Annotated in this window: 13 protein-coding genes; 8 read left to right on the forward strand and 5 right to left on the reverse strand. The window is 43.9% G+C overall.

Going from position 1 to position 17,731, the window contains the following annotated elements; genetic code table 11:
* The first annotated feature begins 121 nt into the window (after positions 1 to 121).
* The 5 genes from NBH07_RS11315 to NBH07_RS11335 all read left to right on the forward strand — a co-directional run bounded on the left by NBH07_RS11315 (position 122) and on the right by NBH07_RS11335 (position 6,492).
* Positions 122 to 814: a succinate dehydrogenase cytochrome b subunit gene (locus NBH07_RS11315; protein WP_005859976.1), complete on the forward strand. Its 693-nt coding sequence runs from the start codon at positions 122 to 124 to the stop codon at positions 812 to 814.
* Positions 815 to 862: 48 nt separating this feature from the next.
* Positions 863 to 2,806, forward strand: a complete 1,944-nt coding sequence (locus tag NBH07_RS11320; protein ID WP_005859978.1) for a fumarate reductase/succinate dehydrogenase flavoprotein subunit — start codon at positions 863 to 865, stop codon at positions 2,804 to 2,806.
* Positions 2,807 to 2,836: 30 nt separating this feature from the next.
* On the forward strand, positions 2,837 to 3,592 hold the full coding sequence (locus tag NBH07_RS11325) for a succinate dehydrogenase/fumarate reductase iron-sulfur subunit (protein ID WP_005859980.1): 756 nt from the start codon (positions 2,837 to 2,839) through the stop codon (positions 3,590 to 3,592).
* 422 nt (positions 3,593 to 4,014) lie between these two features.
* A complete protein-coding gene (locus tag NBH07_RS11330; protein ID WP_005862040.1) occupies positions 4,015 to 5,226 on the forward strand; it encodes a radical SAM protein in 1,212 nt (403 codons plus the stop codon).
* A 33-nt stretch (positions 5,227 to 5,259) separates the two neighbouring features.
* The gene (locus tag NBH07_RS11335; RefSeq protein WP_009016612.1) at positions 5,260 to 6,492 is read left to right on the forward strand and encodes a glycosyltransferase; all 1,233 of its coding nucleotides are present in this window, start codon (positions 5,260 to 5,262) and stop codon (positions 6,490 to 6,492) included.
* Positions 6,493 to 6,697: 205 nt separating this feature from the next.
* On the opposite strand, the gene NBH07_RS11340 is transcribed toward NBH07_RS11335, so the two are convergent.
* Positions 6,698 to 9,835 (reverse strand): ATP-binding protein, encoded by a 3,138-nt coding sequence (locus NBH07_RS11340; RefSeq protein WP_009016613.1) that lies wholly within the window; start codon positions 9,833 to 9,835, stop codon positions 6,698 to 6,700.
* 239 nt (positions 9,836 to 10,074) lie between these two features.
* Here NBH07_RS11340 and NBH07_RS11345 point away from each other — a divergent pair, with 239 nt between their 5' ends.
* Complete coding sequence (locus NBH07_RS11345; RefSeq protein WP_005859987.1) at positions 10,075 to 10,842, forward strand: LiaI-LiaF-like domain-containing protein; 768 nt, start codon at positions 10,075 to 10,077, stop codon at positions 10,840 to 10,842.
* Between the two features lie 7 nt (positions 10,843 to 10,849).
* Positions 10,850 to 11,644: a LytR/AlgR family response regulator transcription factor gene (locus NBH07_RS11350; RefSeq protein WP_009016614.1), complete on the forward strand. Its 795-nt coding sequence runs from the start codon at positions 10,850 to 10,852 to the stop codon at positions 11,642 to 11,644.
* Positions 11,645 to 11,983: 339 nt separating this feature from the next.
* Here the strand turns inward: NBH07_RS11350 and bamJ are convergent, their stop codons facing one another.
* On the reverse strand, positions 11,984 to 12,508 hold the full coding sequence (bamJ, locus tag NBH07_RS11355) for a BamJ family beta-barrel-assembly machinery protein (protein WP_156682568.1): 525 nt from the start codon (positions 12,506 to 12,508) through the stop codon (positions 11,984 to 11,986).
* Positions 12,509 to 12,512: 4 nt separating this feature from the next.
* Positions 12,513 to 14,057 (reverse strand): glycine--tRNA ligase, encoded by a 1,545-nt coding sequence (locus NBH07_RS11360; RefSeq protein WP_009016615.1) that lies wholly within the window; start codon positions 14,055 to 14,057, stop codon positions 12,513 to 12,515.
* A 207-nt stretch (positions 14,058 to 14,264) separates the two neighbouring features.
* Here NBH07_RS11360 and NBH07_RS11365 point away from each other — a divergent pair, with 207 nt between their 5' ends.
* Complete coding sequence (locus NBH07_RS11365; protein WP_005859995.1) at positions 14,265 to 15,701, forward strand: Gfo/Idh/MocA family oxidoreductase; 1,437 nt, start codon at positions 14,265 to 14,267, stop codon at positions 15,699 to 15,701.
* Positions 15,702 to 16,397: 696 nt separating this feature from the next.
* Here the strand turns inward: NBH07_RS11365 and NBH07_RS11370 are convergent.
* Entirely contained in the window at positions 16,398 to 16,838 is a 441-nt protein-coding gene (locus NBH07_RS11370; RefSeq protein WP_005859997.1) for a hypothetical protein, read from the reverse strand.
* A gap of 98 nt (positions 16,839 to 16,936) precedes the next feature.
* Positions 16,937 to 17,704 (reverse strand): porin family protein, encoded by a 768-nt coding sequence (locus NBH07_RS11375; RefSeq protein ID WP_005859999.1) that lies wholly within the window; start codon positions 17,702 to 17,704, stop codon positions 16,937 to 16,939.
* Between the last annotated feature and the right edge of the window lie 27 nt (positions 17,705 to 17,731).

The raw sequence follows: 17,731 nt of genomic DNA on the forward strand, positions 1-17,731 counted from the left end.
AATGCAGAAATATTTCTTTAATCGTTTGCGCAATATATGGATTTAGCATACCTTTGCGTGATAATTACATAGTTTAAGTAGAAATTTCTAAATACAATTAAATAACTTAAATTATTATCTTATGTGGTTACTTAATTCTTCTATCGGGAAGAAGCTGATAATGAGTATATCAGGCCTCTTTCTTGTTCTGTTCTTATTGTTCCACCTGTCGATGAACGTGGCGGCCGTTTTCTCCGGAGAGGCTTATAACATGGTTTGTTCGCTGTTGGGCTCTAATTGGTACGCTGTGGCAGCTACTCTCGTATTGGCCGCAGGCGTTGTGATCCACTTCGTGTACGCTATCATTCTTACCTTGCAAAACCGTAAGGCACGTGGTAACGACCGTTACGCTATCAACGCTCGTCCGAAAGGCGTGGAATGGGCATCTCAGAACATGTTCGTTTTGGGTTTGATTGTTATCCTGTTCATGCTGTTGCACTTCAGCCAGTTCTGGTATAAGATGATGTTCGCCGAATTGATCGGTCATCACGAAGTTGCATTGGGGTCAGCTATGGTATCTCCACAAGACGGAGCCGCTTTTATCAACTATTACTTCCAAGGTAATGCCGTGATCACTGTTCTTTATTTGATCTGGTACGTGGCTTTGTGGTTCCACTTGACTCACGGGTTCTGGAGCGCTATCCAAACAATTGGTTGGAATAATACGATCTGGATGAACCGTTGGGAATGTATCTCTAAGATCGTAGCTACGGTTATTTGCGGACTTTTCGCGATCATTACTATCATCTTCTTCCTAAACGGAGTAGGTGCTTAATTGCAAGCTACAGGTTTTATAATTAAGAACTTTTGAAATTAAATCATTATGTCTGAAATAAATTCTAAAATACCTCAAGGCCCGTTGGCTGAGAAGTGGACTAATTATAAAAATCACCAGAAATTGGTGAACCCCGCTAACAAGCGTCGTTTGGATGTTATCGTAGTCGGTACAGGTTTGGCCGGAGCTTCCGCTGCCGCATCTTTGGCAGAGATGGGATTCAACGTATTGAACTTCTGTATCCAAGATTCTCCCCGCCGTGCGCACTCTATCGCCGCTCAAGGTGGTATCAACGCCGCTAAGAACTACCAGAATGATGGTGACTCTGTTTACCGTTTGTTCTACGATACGATCAAAGGTGGTGACTACCGTGCTCGTGAGGCTAACGTTTATCGTTTGGCTGAGGTTTCTAACTCAATCATCGACCAGTGCGTGGCTCAAGGCGTTCCTTTCGCTCGCGAATATGGTGGTTTGTTGGATAACCGTTCATTCGGTGGCGCTCAGGTATCGCGTACGTTCTACGCCCGTGGCCAGACGGGCCAGCAGCTTTTGTTAGGTGCTTATTCAGCGTTGAGCCGTCAGATCGGTTTGGGTAAGGTTAAGATGTACACTCGTCATGAGATGTTGGATGTAGTTAAGGTAGACGGTCGTGCTCGTGGTATCATCGCCCGCAACTTGATTACAGGTAAGATCGAGCGTTACGCCGCTCACGCTGTAGTTGTAGCTACGGGTGGTTACGTTAATACGTTCTTCTTGTCAACCAACGCTATGGCATCTAACGGTTCCGCCGCATGGCAATGCTACAAGAAAGGCGCTTACTTCGCTAATCCTTGTATGGTTCAGATCCACCCGACTTGCGTACCGGTGAAAGGTGACTTCCAATCTAAATTGACTTTGATGTCCGAATCCTTGCGTAACGACGGCCGTATCTGGGTTCCGAAGAAACTGGAAGACGCTAAAGCTCTACAGGCCGGAACGAAGAAAGGTAAAGATATTCCCGAGGCAGACCGTGATTATTATTTGGAGCGTCGTTATCCGGCATTCGGAAACTTGGTTCCTCGCGACGTGGCTTCTCGTGCCGCTAAAGAGCGTTGCGACGCAGGTTTCGGCGTGAACAGCACGGGCTTGGCCGTATTCTTGGATTTCTCCGACGCGATCAATCGCTTGGGTAAAGAGGTCGTTAAGCAGAAATACGGTAACTTGTTCGATATGTACGAAGAGATCACGAACGATAATCCATACGAGACTCCGATGATGATCTACCCGGCATTGCACTACTCAATGGGTGGATTGTGGGTTGACTATGAGTTGATGACCTCCATTCCGGGTCTGTTCGCTATCGGTGAGGCAAACTTCTCCGATCACGGAGCGAACCGTTTAGGTGCTTCCGCTTTGATGCAGGGATTGGCCGATGGTTATTTCGTATTACCATACACGATCCAGAACTATTTGTCCGACCAAATCCAAGTTCCTCGCTTCAGCACGGATCTGCCGGAGTTCGTCGAGGCAGAAAAGGCCATCAAGGATCGTATCCAAAAATTGATGAACGTCAAGGGTAAAGAAACCGTAGACACTATCCACCGCAAACTAGGTCATATCATGTGGGAACATATCGGTATGGCACGCGACGCAAAAGGTTTGCAAGAAGCTATCCAGATGCTGAAAGACTTGAAGAAAGAGTTCTGGAGCAACGTATTCATCCCAGGCAACGCAGACAACTTGAATACCGAGTTAGAGAAAGCATTACGTGTAGCCGACTTTATCGAGATCGGTACATTGATGGCACACGATGCTTTGGACCGCGCTGAGTCTTGTGGTGGTCACTTCCGTACGGAGCACCAGACAGAAGAAGGTGAGGCCTTGCGTCATGACGATAAGTTCATGTACGTATCTTGCTGGGAGTACCAAGGCGAGGACAAAGATCCTGTCATGTTGAAAGAGGATTTGAACTATGAGTTCGTTGTTCCTCAAACACGTAACTACAAGAAGTAATAATCATCAATCTCAGAAAAAATTAGAATCATGGATAAAGATATAAGTGTAACACTTAAGGTTTGGCGTCAGAGAGGTCCGAAGGAGAAAGGACAGTTCGAGACATACAAAATTGAGAAGATCAATCAGAGTGTCTCTTTCTTGGAAATGTTGGATATCTTGAACGAGCAGTTGGTCAACGAGGGTAAGGAACCGATCGTATTCGATCACGACTGCCGCGAGGGTATCTGTGGCATGTGTTCATTGTATGTAAACGGACACCCGCACGGACCGGCAACTGGAGCTACGACTTGCCAGTTATATATGCGTCGTTTCCACGATGGAGAGACGATCACGATCGAACCGTGGCGTTCCGCAGGTTTCCCTGTTATCCGCGACTTGATGGTAGACCGCTACGCTTACGACAAAATCATCCAAGCGGGTGGTTTCACATCTGTCAACACAGGTGGTGTACCCGACGCTAATGCGATACCTATCCCAAAGAAGGACGCAGACTTAGCCATGGACGCTGCCGCTTGTATCGGTTGTGGCGCTTGTGCTGCCGCTTGTAAGAATGGTTCCGCTATGTTATTCGTATCCGCTAAGGTTAGCCAGCTGGCTTTGTTGCCTCAAGGTAAAGTCGAGGCTGCTCGCCGTGCCAAAGCTATGGTCGCTAAAATGGATGAGCTTGGCTTCGGTAACTGTACGAACACACGTGCTTGCGAGATGGAATGTCCGAAGAATATCTCCGTTAGCAACATCGCTCGTTTGAACCGCGAGTTCATTTGCGCTAAATTACAAGACTAATATTTGATTAGTATATCATGGAAAAGGCGTCTTTCTCTAAAAGAAAGGCGCCTTTTTGTTTTTGTTATATGTCGTAAAACATAATTTAGCATTATAACCCTTGACAGGAATTGAAAAGTCCGTATATTTGCATCGTGGTTTTTTCATAATAGTATTAGATTTAAGGTTAACAAAGTTTGGTTAGGGCTTGTCGTGAGACAGGCTTTAATTGTTTATAGACCTACCTTTTAAACATGGACCATAAAATACTGCAAATAGAGATTGTTTAGCGTCATTTTATCGTCGATCTTTGCCTTTAAAGATCATATAGTATATGCTAATAAGTATTTTATTTGGCTTCTTATGTTATTTTCTCCGGGTGTTGATCAAACACAAGGAAAAAATCATGCGCCAGATAAGACAAATGGTAAAACAAAAATAAAATGGACAAAAAACGAACCACCAGTTCTTTCAGGGCAATGAGCACGGAAAGAAAACTCGAGTCGATCTTCCTTTTCGTAACAGGCCGATGCAACGCCAAATGCGCAATGTGTTTCTATGCCCAAGAAATGGATAAGAAGCAACCCGACCTCACTTTCGATGAAATCAAGAAGATATCAGAAACCGCCGGGCAATTCAATCGATTATGGATATCCGGGGGTGAGCCTACCTTGCGTGAGGATCTACCGGAAATATTGGAGTTATTCTACAAAAACAACCATATCAAAGATGTGAACATCCCTACGAACGGCTTAAAACCAGACCGGATCGTCGAATGGGTAAAACGGTTCCGCCAGAACTGCCCGGATTGTAATATTAACGTAAGCCTTTCCTTGGATGGTTTCGGTACGACCCACGATACACAGAGAGGCGTACCGGGAAACTTCTATAAGGCCTTGGAAACCCTGCGTAAGATACAGGAGAATTTCGGAGATGACGGCAAAGTCTTAAAAAATATAGCAACCGTTATCACGAAATACAATATAGACCAGATAGAAGACTTCATGACTTGGGTATACGGACGTTTCCGTACCTCCACGCATACGATTGAGGCTGCCAGAGGCATGACCCGTGACGATGGCGTGAAAATCCTAACCGAGTCAACGCTACGCAAAATACAAGATGACATATCCCCTATCTATTCAGCTTATGCGGATCGGATGGTAGCGGATACCACCGGCTTAAGGAAACCGATCACACGCTTCTTCTATCTCGGCCTTATACGTACCTTATATAATGTGCGTGCCAGCAACATAGATCACCCGACCCCTTGGGGGATGGATTGTACGGCCGGAGAGACTACCTTGGTAATCGACTACGACGGACGTTTTCGTGCCTGCGAGCTACGGGAACCGCTCGGAAATATAAAAGAGTATGGTTGCGATATAAGTAAAGTGATGAATAGCGAAGCGATGAAACAGGAAATAGCCGCTATCGGACATGGGTATAAAGCCAACTGTTGGTGTACGCACGGCTGCTGGATCACCTCATCCGTCATTTTCAATCCACGTAAGATGATTCGCTCCGTATATAAAGGATACCGGGAAACGAAACGATTGAATCATCCCTTAGCCATCAATGAGCAGAAACTACAAACGATGGAAGCCAAATACCATCTGGACATTGAGCGTTTGCGTCAACTGAATATCCGGTAAACAAGACCCTCATAGCCCATAAATAAACGTAGCATGAAAATACTATTAGTAACCAGAGGCTCACAAGGCGACGTCCTTCCTTATTTGGCCATAGCGGCCGAATTGGAAAGACGTGGCCATGAGGTGACCATCAATCTCCCTCAAATATTCGAGGAGACCGTTAAACCCTACGGATTTAAATACGTATTGCAGCAGTTTGACGATATCGGCGGCATGATCGATAGCGCAGCGCAAAACTCACATAAATTCCGGCCATTCCTTAAATGGATGAGGAACGTGATCGATAAACAGTTCGATCAATTGATTCCCCTACTAAAAGAGCATGATATTTTAGTATCGACCAACTCGGAATTTGCTGTCGCAAGTATCGCCGAGTATTGCAAGAAGCCCTTGATACGTACCGCCTACGCCCCGTTCTTGCCGGGTAAGAAGATTCCCCCGGCCGTATTGCCATTTCCCAAACCCAACCCGATCATCACCCCCGCCATCCTATGGAAGTTGATGAACCGGATGACCAATTTCATGGTTAAAGACACGATCAACAAGAACCGGGCTAAATACGGACTCGCTCCGATTCGTAATTTTGGTTATCATGCGGGAGAGCGTTCATATAATTACTTGCTTTTCAGCCAGCACCTAGGAAACATAGATCCGGACTGGACGTTCAAATGGTCGATCGGAGGCTATTGCTTCAATGACACTTTTCAATATGATGAGAAGGCTTACGAGGAAATGATATCATTCGTCGACAGCGCTCAAAGCCCTATTATCTTTTTTACCCTCGGGAGTTGTAGTTCCAAGGATGGTAACCGTTTTAGCAAAGCCTTGGTCGATATTTGCAAGAAACATGATTATCGGCTCATCATCGGTTCCGGTTGGGCAAAGACAGGAATCACCTTACAAGCGGATAAACATTTATTCTTAATGAAGCAGCCGGTTCCGCATAATTTGATATTTCGGCACTGCGACGGCGTTATCCATCATGGAGGTTGCGGCACGACCCATAGCGTAGGAAGGGCGGGAAAGCCCCAATTAATCACTCCGTTGATTATCGATCAACCCTATTGGTCCTATCGAATCCACCAATTAGGGTTAGGGCCGGAAGGGCTTAAGATAGCGAAAGCGAGCGAGCAGGAGATCGAACGCAAGGTTTGTGATCTGGTCACCAATCCGCTTTATAAGAAAAATGCCGCTCATATAGGCGAGATGATCCAAAAAGAGGGAGGTATAAAGAATATATGCGACTCTATCGAAAGATTTCAATGAGGCATAAGTTCCTATTAGATTTTATTACATGTTACAAAACACAATTTAGCACTTAAACTATTGACAAATAATAGTAACTCCGTATATTTGCATCGTGGTTTTTTCATAATAGTATTAGATTTAAGGTTAACAAAGTTTGGTTAGGGCTTGTCGTGAGACAGGCTTTAATTGTTTTATAAGGTCTGCTTCCCGCAAAGCCCTTCGATTACATCAGAATAATCCGATGCGTCAATAAAGTTGATATCTTGTCTTTTAAGATCTTCCCATTAATCGGTTTCGCCGTATAGGCATCAAATCCACTATTAATGATCCGTTGCTCATCTTGGGCGAAAGCATAAGCCGTCACCGCGATAATAGGCACGCTAGCAGAAACCTTACGAATCTCTGCGGTAGCCTCGTATCCATCCATGACCGGCATCTTTATATCCATCAAGATCAACTGAGGTTTGTGCTGATGAAATAGCTCCACAGCCTCCTTTCCATTCCATGCATGAATCAATTTATATTCAGGCTTTAATATAGACTCAAACAGGCGATAATTACTGGAATTGTCCTCAGCGATCAAGATCGTAACCTCACTTCGGGCGATCTTCTCCAAAGTAACAGGCTTCTGCTCTTCACTAGGAAATAATTCTTTCTTCGGCTGAAAAGGCAATGTAAACCAGAACCTAGAGCCTTTCCCTTCCACGGAATCAACCCCTATCGTTCCTTTCATCTGGGTAACAATCATCTCACAGATACTTAAACCCAATCCTGTTCCTTGAGCGAAAGTGTTCAGTTTCACAAAACGTCCGAAAATATCTTTCCGTTTATTCTCCGGGATTCCGCAGCCCGTATCCTCTACATAGAACCACAACGTATTATCATCCTTCAACTTATAGCCAAATAAGATCGATCCTGCCTGCGTAAATTTCATGGCATTGTTCAACAGATTGATCATCAGTTGGGACAGACGATTTCGATCCGTATAAATCACGCAAGGCTCCAGATAATCCTTAAATGAGATCTGTACATCCGGATTCTTATTCTTCAAATGAGCCGATTGCTCCAAATCCCTCAATACAGCGTTAATATCCACATAGTCATAAGTAAACTCCAAGGTACCCGCCTCAATCTTTGACAAATCCAAGATATCGTTTATCAACTGCAACAATAGGGAATTATTATTCTCGATAATATCAGCGAATTCCTTCTTATCCTCAAGGTCATCGGTCGAGGCAAGGATATTAGAGAAACCTACTATCGCATTTAACGGTGTACGTATCTCATGGCTCATATTTGCTAAAAACGCTGATTTCAATTTATTCGACTCTTCCGCCTTATCCCTAGCCATTCGAAGGTCATGTTCCAATTGCTTACGCTCGGTAATAGATATCGTAGACCCGATCAACGCTTTCGGTTTACCGGAAGCATCATATTCGACCATTACCTGTATCTCCTCCCACTCATGGCGATCTTCTCCCGGAATCAACCGCTCCAGACAATATTCTTTTCGTACTTTCTTTATTTTCCCATTACACAAATCATCGAAAGCCTTTTCCACGCAAGCCCTGAAAGACGGGTGTATCTTGCTGAAATATTCCTTCAACGAAACCTCATGGGTATGCACCTCTGCAGTCTCTATATTATCTCCCGGATGTACTTTCGACTCATAGATAATCTTCCCTTCAGCCAGATTATATCGCCACGGTAAAAGATCTGCCGCCTCTAACGCCATAGCCAGCTTATGATTCATGGCTTTCAAATGCGTCTGGAATTTATGGATATCCGTAATATCAATAAAAAACGCATCAACCACATTCTCTTCCGAGGTAGGCATGATGATAATCGTATAGTAAAGCCCTGTCGGCTCAAAATAATACTCATAAGTGAAGGATTTTCCACTCTCTAAAACCGTAGGCACTGCCGATAGAAGCAAAGGATAACTCCCGCCAATCAAATTTGCGATCTCTTTTCCACGCTTATTTACCACAAAATCTTTAGGAGCGATTTTCTCCTCGAAAGCATGGTTCACATCTAAAACCTGCACATCGATTTGCGTACCTTCTCGAATCAGTCGCTGCCGTATATAAGGTAACGGCATATTATTAAATAAATCACGGTAACGGGACAATAACCTCAACTCTACTTCCTTCATCTTTTGCTTAGAACGATACACGTAATGCCACGCTAAAAACACGACTACCAGAAAGAATATCAGAAAGCCTAACAGTTGCATCCAATATTTTTCCAAGAAAGAGGGAGGCGCATTCAAGTAGATCGCATCACGCGGGAAATTATCTTCATTAGATATCGCACTTATCAACGAAGCATAATTCAAATATTTATGAGGATCATTTACCGTCGAAACCGGGATCTTGCCCATATCTTCACCGTTATAAACTTGTTGTAGCAAGGGGATTAGAGCAGTCTCAATCGTTTTAGCGCTATTATAATATCCACCAATCGTATATCCTTCTTCCACACCCATATCATATAAAGAAAAAACAGGATGCCTAGAAATACCGTTTATACCTTGATATAAAGTACTATATAATAACGAGTGATTCAAGAAAGGTTTCTCGGTAATCCACGAGTAATACATCACGGCTGTCGCTCGATGCGGATCTTTCTCCGACAGAACCGCCAATAAACTATCCATGGAGCAAGAACCCTCCGTATAAAAATCCACTTTCCCCTCAGGGAAAGAAGTTTCCATATGTTTCTCCATCTCATCCCGGAGCCATGTGGAAACATAACGTCTGTCGGATATGAAAATCAGACGTTTCAAACCCGGGATTAATTCCTTCACCAAGTCGATCGAACCTTTAACATAATAAGGGATAACCAATCCCGTAGCGTTATACCCCTTAACCGCCTCTTGTAAAGGAATCACCCTATCAGAGGAATGCCGCTGATTAAAATAACATTCATTTTCTGCCATTTCCCCCGTCTCCGAACAGACCAGAGTGGGAATATCCCCCCATTTCTCCCGGATCTTATCCCGCATAAAAGCCCATCCATTTACGCCTAAGTAGATAATTCCATCCGGCTTCTTCTTGTTAGCTTCAAAGAAGACCTCTTGTTTCTCTTTTAATTTCTCTGGCGTATCAACCAACATCACGCTTATATGATCTATCCGGAGAGTGTACTCCTCCGGGGTAGCGAACTTCGAGATCATGTTTAATAAATTACCAGACCAACGTTCGCCATCCACATATGAATTTATCACCAATACATACGATTCCTCCTTGACCGGATATGAAGAACTCCCATAAGCCGGAGTCGGCATACCGGCTATCAAGCATAAAATCAATCGAAAATAAAGTATTATTGCCTTTAAATTTATAATATTTCGTATCATTCCCTACATTCCTCTATTGCAGTTGTAAAGACAAAGATATTCCTTAATTATCAACTAATCTTATCAAACTAGTTTTTTTATCAAGTTTTGGTGTCAAATTCACGTTTCTTACAAACTAAAGGCTTTTTTAATCGGGATTATTCGGTTATTTACCGATACTCGTATAGAAATCAGCGGTATTTACTTGTGTATAGAATGACGAACCCGTACATTTGATAAAAAACAAAAAAATTGAACTTATGGATATGAAAGATTATGACATCAATTTTAAAGAGAAGAGGACAAACGGGTATCTGATCGCTACCTTATTTATCATTGTCGGTATATTATTTTTACTGCGGAATCTAGGAATGATAGATCCATCCTTATTTGACTTGCTTGTATCTTGGCCGATGCTGCTTGTCGTGTCGGGCATCTTTACGATTTTCCACCGTAATCCGGTAGGAGGTATGCTCCTCGTGGGCGTGGGAGTCTATTTCCTTTTCCCGCAGTTAAATTGGATCACGAACGATTTTTTACGTGTATATTGGCCGTTAGGATTAATCCTGTTAGGATTGGTCATCATGCTGAAGCGGAAAGATTCTATCCGCACGAAAAAGCATAAACGTCCCTTTAACCATCCCCCTTTCGGGCACAGAAAGCCTAACGATGAGATCAACTACGAGACAGATAACGGTTTCGTATCGGTTGACACCACTTTCAACTCGGTAAGGCACATCGTACTGGACCCCGTATTCAAGGGGGCGGACATAGACGTATCTTTCGGCAACGTGATTCTTGATCTTAAAAAAACAACATTAGAGGCTGATGAAACCATCATAAACATAGATAGCTCCTTCAGCGGCGTAGTAATATACGTTCCTAAAGGATGGCTGGTTCGTCTAAAGGTTGGTTCTTTCTTGGCTGGATGCCAAGATATGAGGGAACTGACAGAAGCAACCGACATGACGCATACACTATACATATGTGGAGACTTGTCGTTCAGCGGCCTTGAACTAAGAGACTAAACTCATCATGCAAGAACATCCTATTACAACATCCATATTACATAAAGGGCTGGGAAGCCTATTACTACTTTTAGCCATAGCGATCCAATGCGCATTATTAACTCTTTATGGCGATCTTCCGTTGAGCATCACTTTGGTCGATAGCCTACTTTCCATCGCATTGTTCGCCGTAGCGGGATATTATCTTTGGTATGTACAATGTACGTTACATATCATGCAAGCACGAGTGGCTTTCGCCGTACTCGTACAAATCGCTTGCATAGCCGGATGCTCGATCTTGCTACAAATATTCGGATTGGAAGATTGGGAGGAATTCTCAATCACGATTCCTTTTCGATTCCTGTTCGGCCTAATGGCATGGATCATTCTATCCCAATGGTATGCCAGTCGGGAAAGAAAGAGTGAGGCGGAACCTATCGTGAGACAAATGGAGGAAAAGACGGCACCTCCCCCGACTACCGTTCCGGAGGAGATTCTAGATCGTATATCCGTAAAAGACGGGGCACGTATTCATATCATCCCGATAAAAGAGATATTCTATTTGCAAGCATGTGGCGACTATGTGACCTTATTCACCACTTCCGGTCAGCACGTAAAGGAGCAAACCATGAAGTATTTCGAGCGAAGCCTTCCTTCTCCGGAGTTCGTTCGTATACACCGCTCTTATATCGTTAATACGGAACAGATATTGCGAGTAGAACTATTCGGAAAAGAAACCTATCAAGTACGATTAAAGGATGGAACATATCTTCGTGCCAGTAGCGCTGGCTATAAGCTACTCAAAGAGCGTCTTTCCCTTTAGCAGTCCTATAAAAGGGACCTAATCATCGTTAAAATTAGAAGATTTTGATTGTAATATATAGAGTTTTGTATTGTGTAACACTTTTTGGCAAGCATCGATATGTTACTTAACATATATTAGTTGCAAAAGACTTGACAAATGGTCTTGACGAACGTATCTTTGCATCGTGGTTTTTTCATAATAGTATTAGATTTAAGGTTAACAAAGTTTGGTTAGGGCTTGTCGTGAGACAGGCTTTAATTGTTTATAGAGGTTTGTTTCCCTAGATTTACATATAACTATAAAAAAACGGCCACCCCTAAAAAGAGGCGGCCGTAATTATACCATAAGATAGGATTTCTATTCCTCAACAATACCTACGACTTCCATCTCAAAAATCATCGTAGTGCAAGGTTTTACAACAACAGCCCCGGTATTAGGATTCTTATATCCCGCTTCTCCATATCCAAGTTGCGAGGGAACCCAAATCTCCCATTTATCACCGGGATGCATATTCTGTAAAGCCGTGGCAAAGCCATCAGTCATCTTGTACACTTCCATCACCGCAGGCTCTCCAGCCTCGAAAGAACGATCATCAAAAACTTCACCATTTATAAAAGAGCCTTTATAATAACATTCCACCTTGCTCGTATAATAAATCGGCTCCTTACTCTCCCCAGTCTTCAAGACCTTGTAAAGGATAAATCCGGCATTACTTTGAGAACTCAATTGCTCGAAACCCGGAACCAGCATCTGGGCTTGAAAAGCCTCCTCATTCTGGATCTTCCAAACCTCATCCACCTCTAGTGCCTCATCATCATCCCCACAAGAGGTGATCATGAGCACGCAAAACAACATCAACGCAATATGCCAGTACTTCTTCATTCGTTTACTCTATTACCTTTTTCAATAAATTCTTCATGCTCACCTTCTCCGTGATAATATCGTGAAGCTTATCGATGCTTACGCGCTCTTGCTCCATCGTGTCACGGAAACGGATCGTTACGCAATTATCCTTCAAGGTGTCATGGTCTACCGTAATACAATACGGGGTACCGATCGCATCCTGACGACGATAACGCTTACCAATAGAATCCTTCTCGTCGTATTGGCAACGGAAGTCGAAACGCAACATATTTATAATCTCCTCAGCTTTCTCGGGCAGGCCATCTTTCTTCACCAATGGCAATACGGCCAATTTGATCGGAGCCAAGGCTGCGGGCAACTTCAATACCACACGGCTCTCGCCATTCGCCAACGTCTCCTCGCAGTAAGAACCCGCCATGATGCTCAAGAACACACGGTCTACACCGATCGAGGTCTCGATTACATACGGAGTGTAACTCTGGTTCAACTCCGGATCGAAATATTGGATCTTTTTACCGGAAAACTTCTCATGCTGACTCAAGTCGAAGTTCGTACGGCTATGTATACCCTCCACTTCCTTAAATCCGAATGGCATCTCGAACTCGATATCCGTAGCCGCATTAGCGTAGTGAGCCAATTTCTCATGATCGTGATAGCGATACTTCTCATCGCCCAAACCTAGGGCTTGATGCCATTTCAAACGAGTAGACTTCCATTTCTTAAACCACTCGATCTCCTCACCCGGACGAACGAAGAATTGCATCTCCATTTGCTCGAACTCGCGCATACGGAAGATAAACTGACGAGCCACGATCTCATTACGGAACGCCTTACCGATCTGGGCGATACCGAACGGGATCTTCATACGGCCAGTCTTCTGCACATTCAAGAAGTTCACGAAAATACCTTGAGCCGTCTCCGGACGAAGATAAATCTTAGTCGCTCCATCAGCGGTAGAACCCATATCCGTAGAGAACATCAAGTTAAACTGGCGAACCTCCGTCCAGTTACGAGTTCCGGAAATCGGGCAAACGATCTCGCAATCCAAGATCAATTGGCGAAGATCCTCGAAGTTAGACTCGTTCATCGCCTTACTATAACGCTCATGAATCTCATTCCATTTCGCTTGATGCTCCAATACACGAGGATTCGTCTCACGGAATTTAGCCTCATCGAAAGCGTCACCGAATTTCTTTGCGGCTTTCGCCACTTCCTTATTTATTTTCTCCTCGATCTTGCCCAAATGGTCCTCGATCAAAACGTCCGCACGGTAACGTTTCTTCGAGTCCTTGTTATCGATCAACGGATCATTAAAAGCGTCAACATGGCCGGAAGCTTTCCAGATAGTAGGGTGCATAAAAATAGCGGAATCAATACCCACTACATTCTCATGCAGCAAAGTCATGCTATCCCACCAATATTTCTTTATATTATTCTTTAACTCAACACCATACTGGCCATAATCGTATACCGCTCCCAAACCGTCATAAATCTCTGAGGAGGGAAATACGAAACCATACTCCTTACAGTGTGAAACTAATTTCTTAAATACATCTTCTTGTGCCATAATCTAATAATTTGCCAATTTTGTTAATATGCCAATGTGCCAATGATAAGTCCATCGGAGACCCGCCTGAGTGACACATTAGCACATGGTCTCCTTTATGCGGCTACAAAGTAAATGATTTTTTCCGTAACTATAGAAAGTTTTGTATATTTACGACGTAAATCGTTAGTGTTTGCGCAAACAGTATAATTTAAACAAGATAATACCATGAAATCAGAAGAAATCTCACGCCGCTCGTTCCTTAAGCGAGCGCTAGCCTTATCGGCAGTATCAGCCATCCCGTCGTTCTGGACACCCGCCCACGGACGTGTTCTACCTACTTCCCCGCTAATCAGCGCTAATGACCGGGTAAATATAGCGTTCATCGGCATCGGACAACGAGGGGGCGAGATCGCCAAGGAATTGTATAACACAGGTCTGTGTAACGTGGTAGCTCTCTGCGACGTGGACATGGGAGCCCCTCACACGCAAGAGATTATCAACATGTTCCCGAAAGCGGCCCGTTTTCAGGACTTCCGCACGATGTTCGACCGGATGGCGGACAAGATCGATGCCGTAAGCGTAGGCGTGCCGGATCATTCCCACTTCCCGATCACGATCGAGGCGATGGCGCACGGCAAACATGTATATGTAGAGAAACCGATGGCCCGCACGTTCCAAGAAATAGAGATCATGATGCGTGGAGCGAAGAAATACGGCGTTGTCACCCAAATGGGTAACCAAGGACATTCCGAGGCGAACTATTTCCAATTCAAGGCATGGAAAGAGGCCGGTATTATCAAGGATGTTACCGCCATTACCGCCCATATGAATAATCCGCGTCGCTGGCACGGATGGAACCCGAATATTAGGCATATGCCTATGGGAGAACCGGTTCCCGAGACGATGGATTGGGACACATGGATCGGCGTAGCTCAATATCATGATTACAACCATGACTACCATTTGGGACAATGGCGTTGTTGGTACGACTTCGGAATGGGTGTCTTAGGAGACTGGGGAGCGCATATTTTGGATACGGCACATGAATTCCTAGATTTAGGATTGCCTACAGAAATAAATCCGCTTTATTTGAAAGACCATAACCCGTTCTTCTTCCCGATGTCATCCACCCTTCTGTTTAAATTCCCGGAAAGAGGGAATATGCCGGCCGTGGATATCACTTGGTACGATGGACTGGACAATATCCCCGCCGTACCGGAAGGTTATGGTGTCTCGGAGCTCGACCCGAATATCCCGACCGTAGCCGGAGGGAAGATACAACCGGCGAAGTTGAACCCGGGCAAGGAAATCTACTCGAAAGAATTAACCTTCAAGGGTGGTTCTCATGGAAGTACCTTATCTATCATCCCGGATGAGAAAGCGAAAGAGATGGAATCCCGCTTACCGGAAGTGCCGAAAAGCCCGTCTAACCATTTCGCGAACTTCCTGTTAAGCTGTATGGGTAAGGAGAAAACCCGCTCACCGTTCTCGATCGCCGGCCCATTAAGTCAGGTATTCTGTCTCGGCGTATTAAGCCAGCGCTTGAACCGCAAGCTCGTCTTCGATCGTGACACGAAACAGATCACGAACGATCCGGAAGCGAATAAGATGCTGTGTGGTTTGCCGCCTCGCAAAGGATGGGAACAATATTATACCATTTAATTGAAACATGGAGAATTGAAAGTTATTCGTTCATCGCTTTAACTTTCAATTCTCCCATATAATTTACAAGCCCATTTGCTACAACATCTACAACTATCCCTGCAATCATCTGGTCTTAGGATACTTAATCCATGGTGGTAGATAAAAAACATCTACAATTATCTGGCTCTATCTACCACTATTTACTGCCATTTACCACTTTTCCATCACCTAACACAACGCTTCTCCACACTCACCATATAGCATTATCCGATCTCCTTTCAACACGGATAAAATATTAACATCTAGCCATTTGTAGTTTTTTAACCTAAAAAACAAAAGTTTTATTATAGGAAAACAAAAGTTTAATAAGCGGAAAACTTTTGTTTCTCTATAGGGAAACTAAAGTTTCCTCAGTATGAAACTTTTGTTACCTCTAAGAGAAATGTCTTTTGCTTTTAATCCCGACGCTACGCTCTGCATTTTTTGTTATATTTATGGCAAATATAGAAAACCATAAGAACTAAAAGAATTTTCAAATTACCGAAGGAAAAGTACAAGGAGTGAGAACAACTACGGAAGGGGTCTTATTGTATAAGGGTATTTCATGAAGACCGGAAATCCGAACGAACAAGGATTGGACGAATAGGCACCCTATACGAAGGAAAAAACATTCGTGATGACATTCCATATCGAATAAAGTCATCACGAACGCCTTCAAATATACTCATAGGACTCCGAGAAACTCGACTGGGAGCTAGAAGAAGCCAATTCTTCAGAGACTAATTGATGCAGATTGCCATTCTGATCATAGGACTTCGTGATCCGACGAAGCTCTATGGGTTTCTTCTCTGTCGGGAGAGAAGTATAAACCATGATCTCCATGTTCAATCCGTTCTCATTGCGGTACTCGCTATATCGGAGAACCTCGGACGTTTCGGGATCACGAATCGTTTCTTTTGTCAACAACCCTGTCTCATCGTACTCATAGTCCGTATAAGTAAGCTTCCGGCCGAGTTCGTCGTACTCAACTTTCCGTTCCAGAAGATTATTCTTATAAGAAAAGACTGTCACCTTGCTCTTGCCAATAACCGGATATTCAGTAATCCCCTTTATTTTCCGGCCTTGTTCATCATACTTATAATGAAGCGTAGACAAATTATGATACGTCTGATCTAGGTTTCTGTTGAAGTAAACTTCTTACGCCAAAAGACACCGAATATTCGTCAGATTCGTATCCTATGAGTGATTTGCCGTTAAAGCTTGAACTTATACCCAACCGTCAGACTCATCGTATTGTAATTGGCACCGACACTTCTTACTTCATACAGAGAGAAATTATCGCCATCGATCTTATAGTTACCGCCCTCATCACCTAGAGAGAGATCATACCCCAGATTCATCACCCAGTTATTCACCTCTATACCAAAAGAAGTTGTCAATCCCCAATCAAAAGAATTCACGTCTCGAAATGGATGATCGGCGTTTTCAGCCTCATCATATCCCGAATGGCCATAACCATAACTATACCCTAGGCCAGTAGATTTGACATATTTACCAAGCGCCTGCGGCTCCTTCGAATACCCCATCGTAAACGAAGATCCCCAATTCGTATCATTCTTGACAGATACACCGGCATACATACCGACCGCTAAATGCATACGTACCTCTTTCGACACTTTCCATGAGAAATCAGCCATCACGGGCAATTGCAAAAAATGTTGCGTGATACCACCGGTCATCATCTCTTTCAAGACATACGTGGCAGACTCCGTCGTTCTCGGATAATCTCCCAACGAATACCCTCTATTCGCATAATATAAACCGGATTTCAGTCCAATCCATCCCGGTTCAAACTGGTAAGATACACCAACGCCTACCTTAACCCCCGCACGCCAGCTAGATCCCATTCCAACACGATTAACCGCGGCAAATCCACCCTCCGGAGTAATCCCCCAGCGTGATTGAGCGCTCACCATCAAGCCGCTCAAAGCGCATAACACAAATAAAATCAGCTTCTTCATATCATATTCTTTTATATGTAAATATCA

The sequence above is a fragment of the Parabacteroides sp. B2-S-102 genome, assembly GCF_023656665.1.
Taxonomy (GTDB): domain Bacteria; phylum Bacteroidota; class Bacteroidia; order Bacteroidales; family Tannerellaceae; genus Parabacteroides; species Parabacteroides distasonis.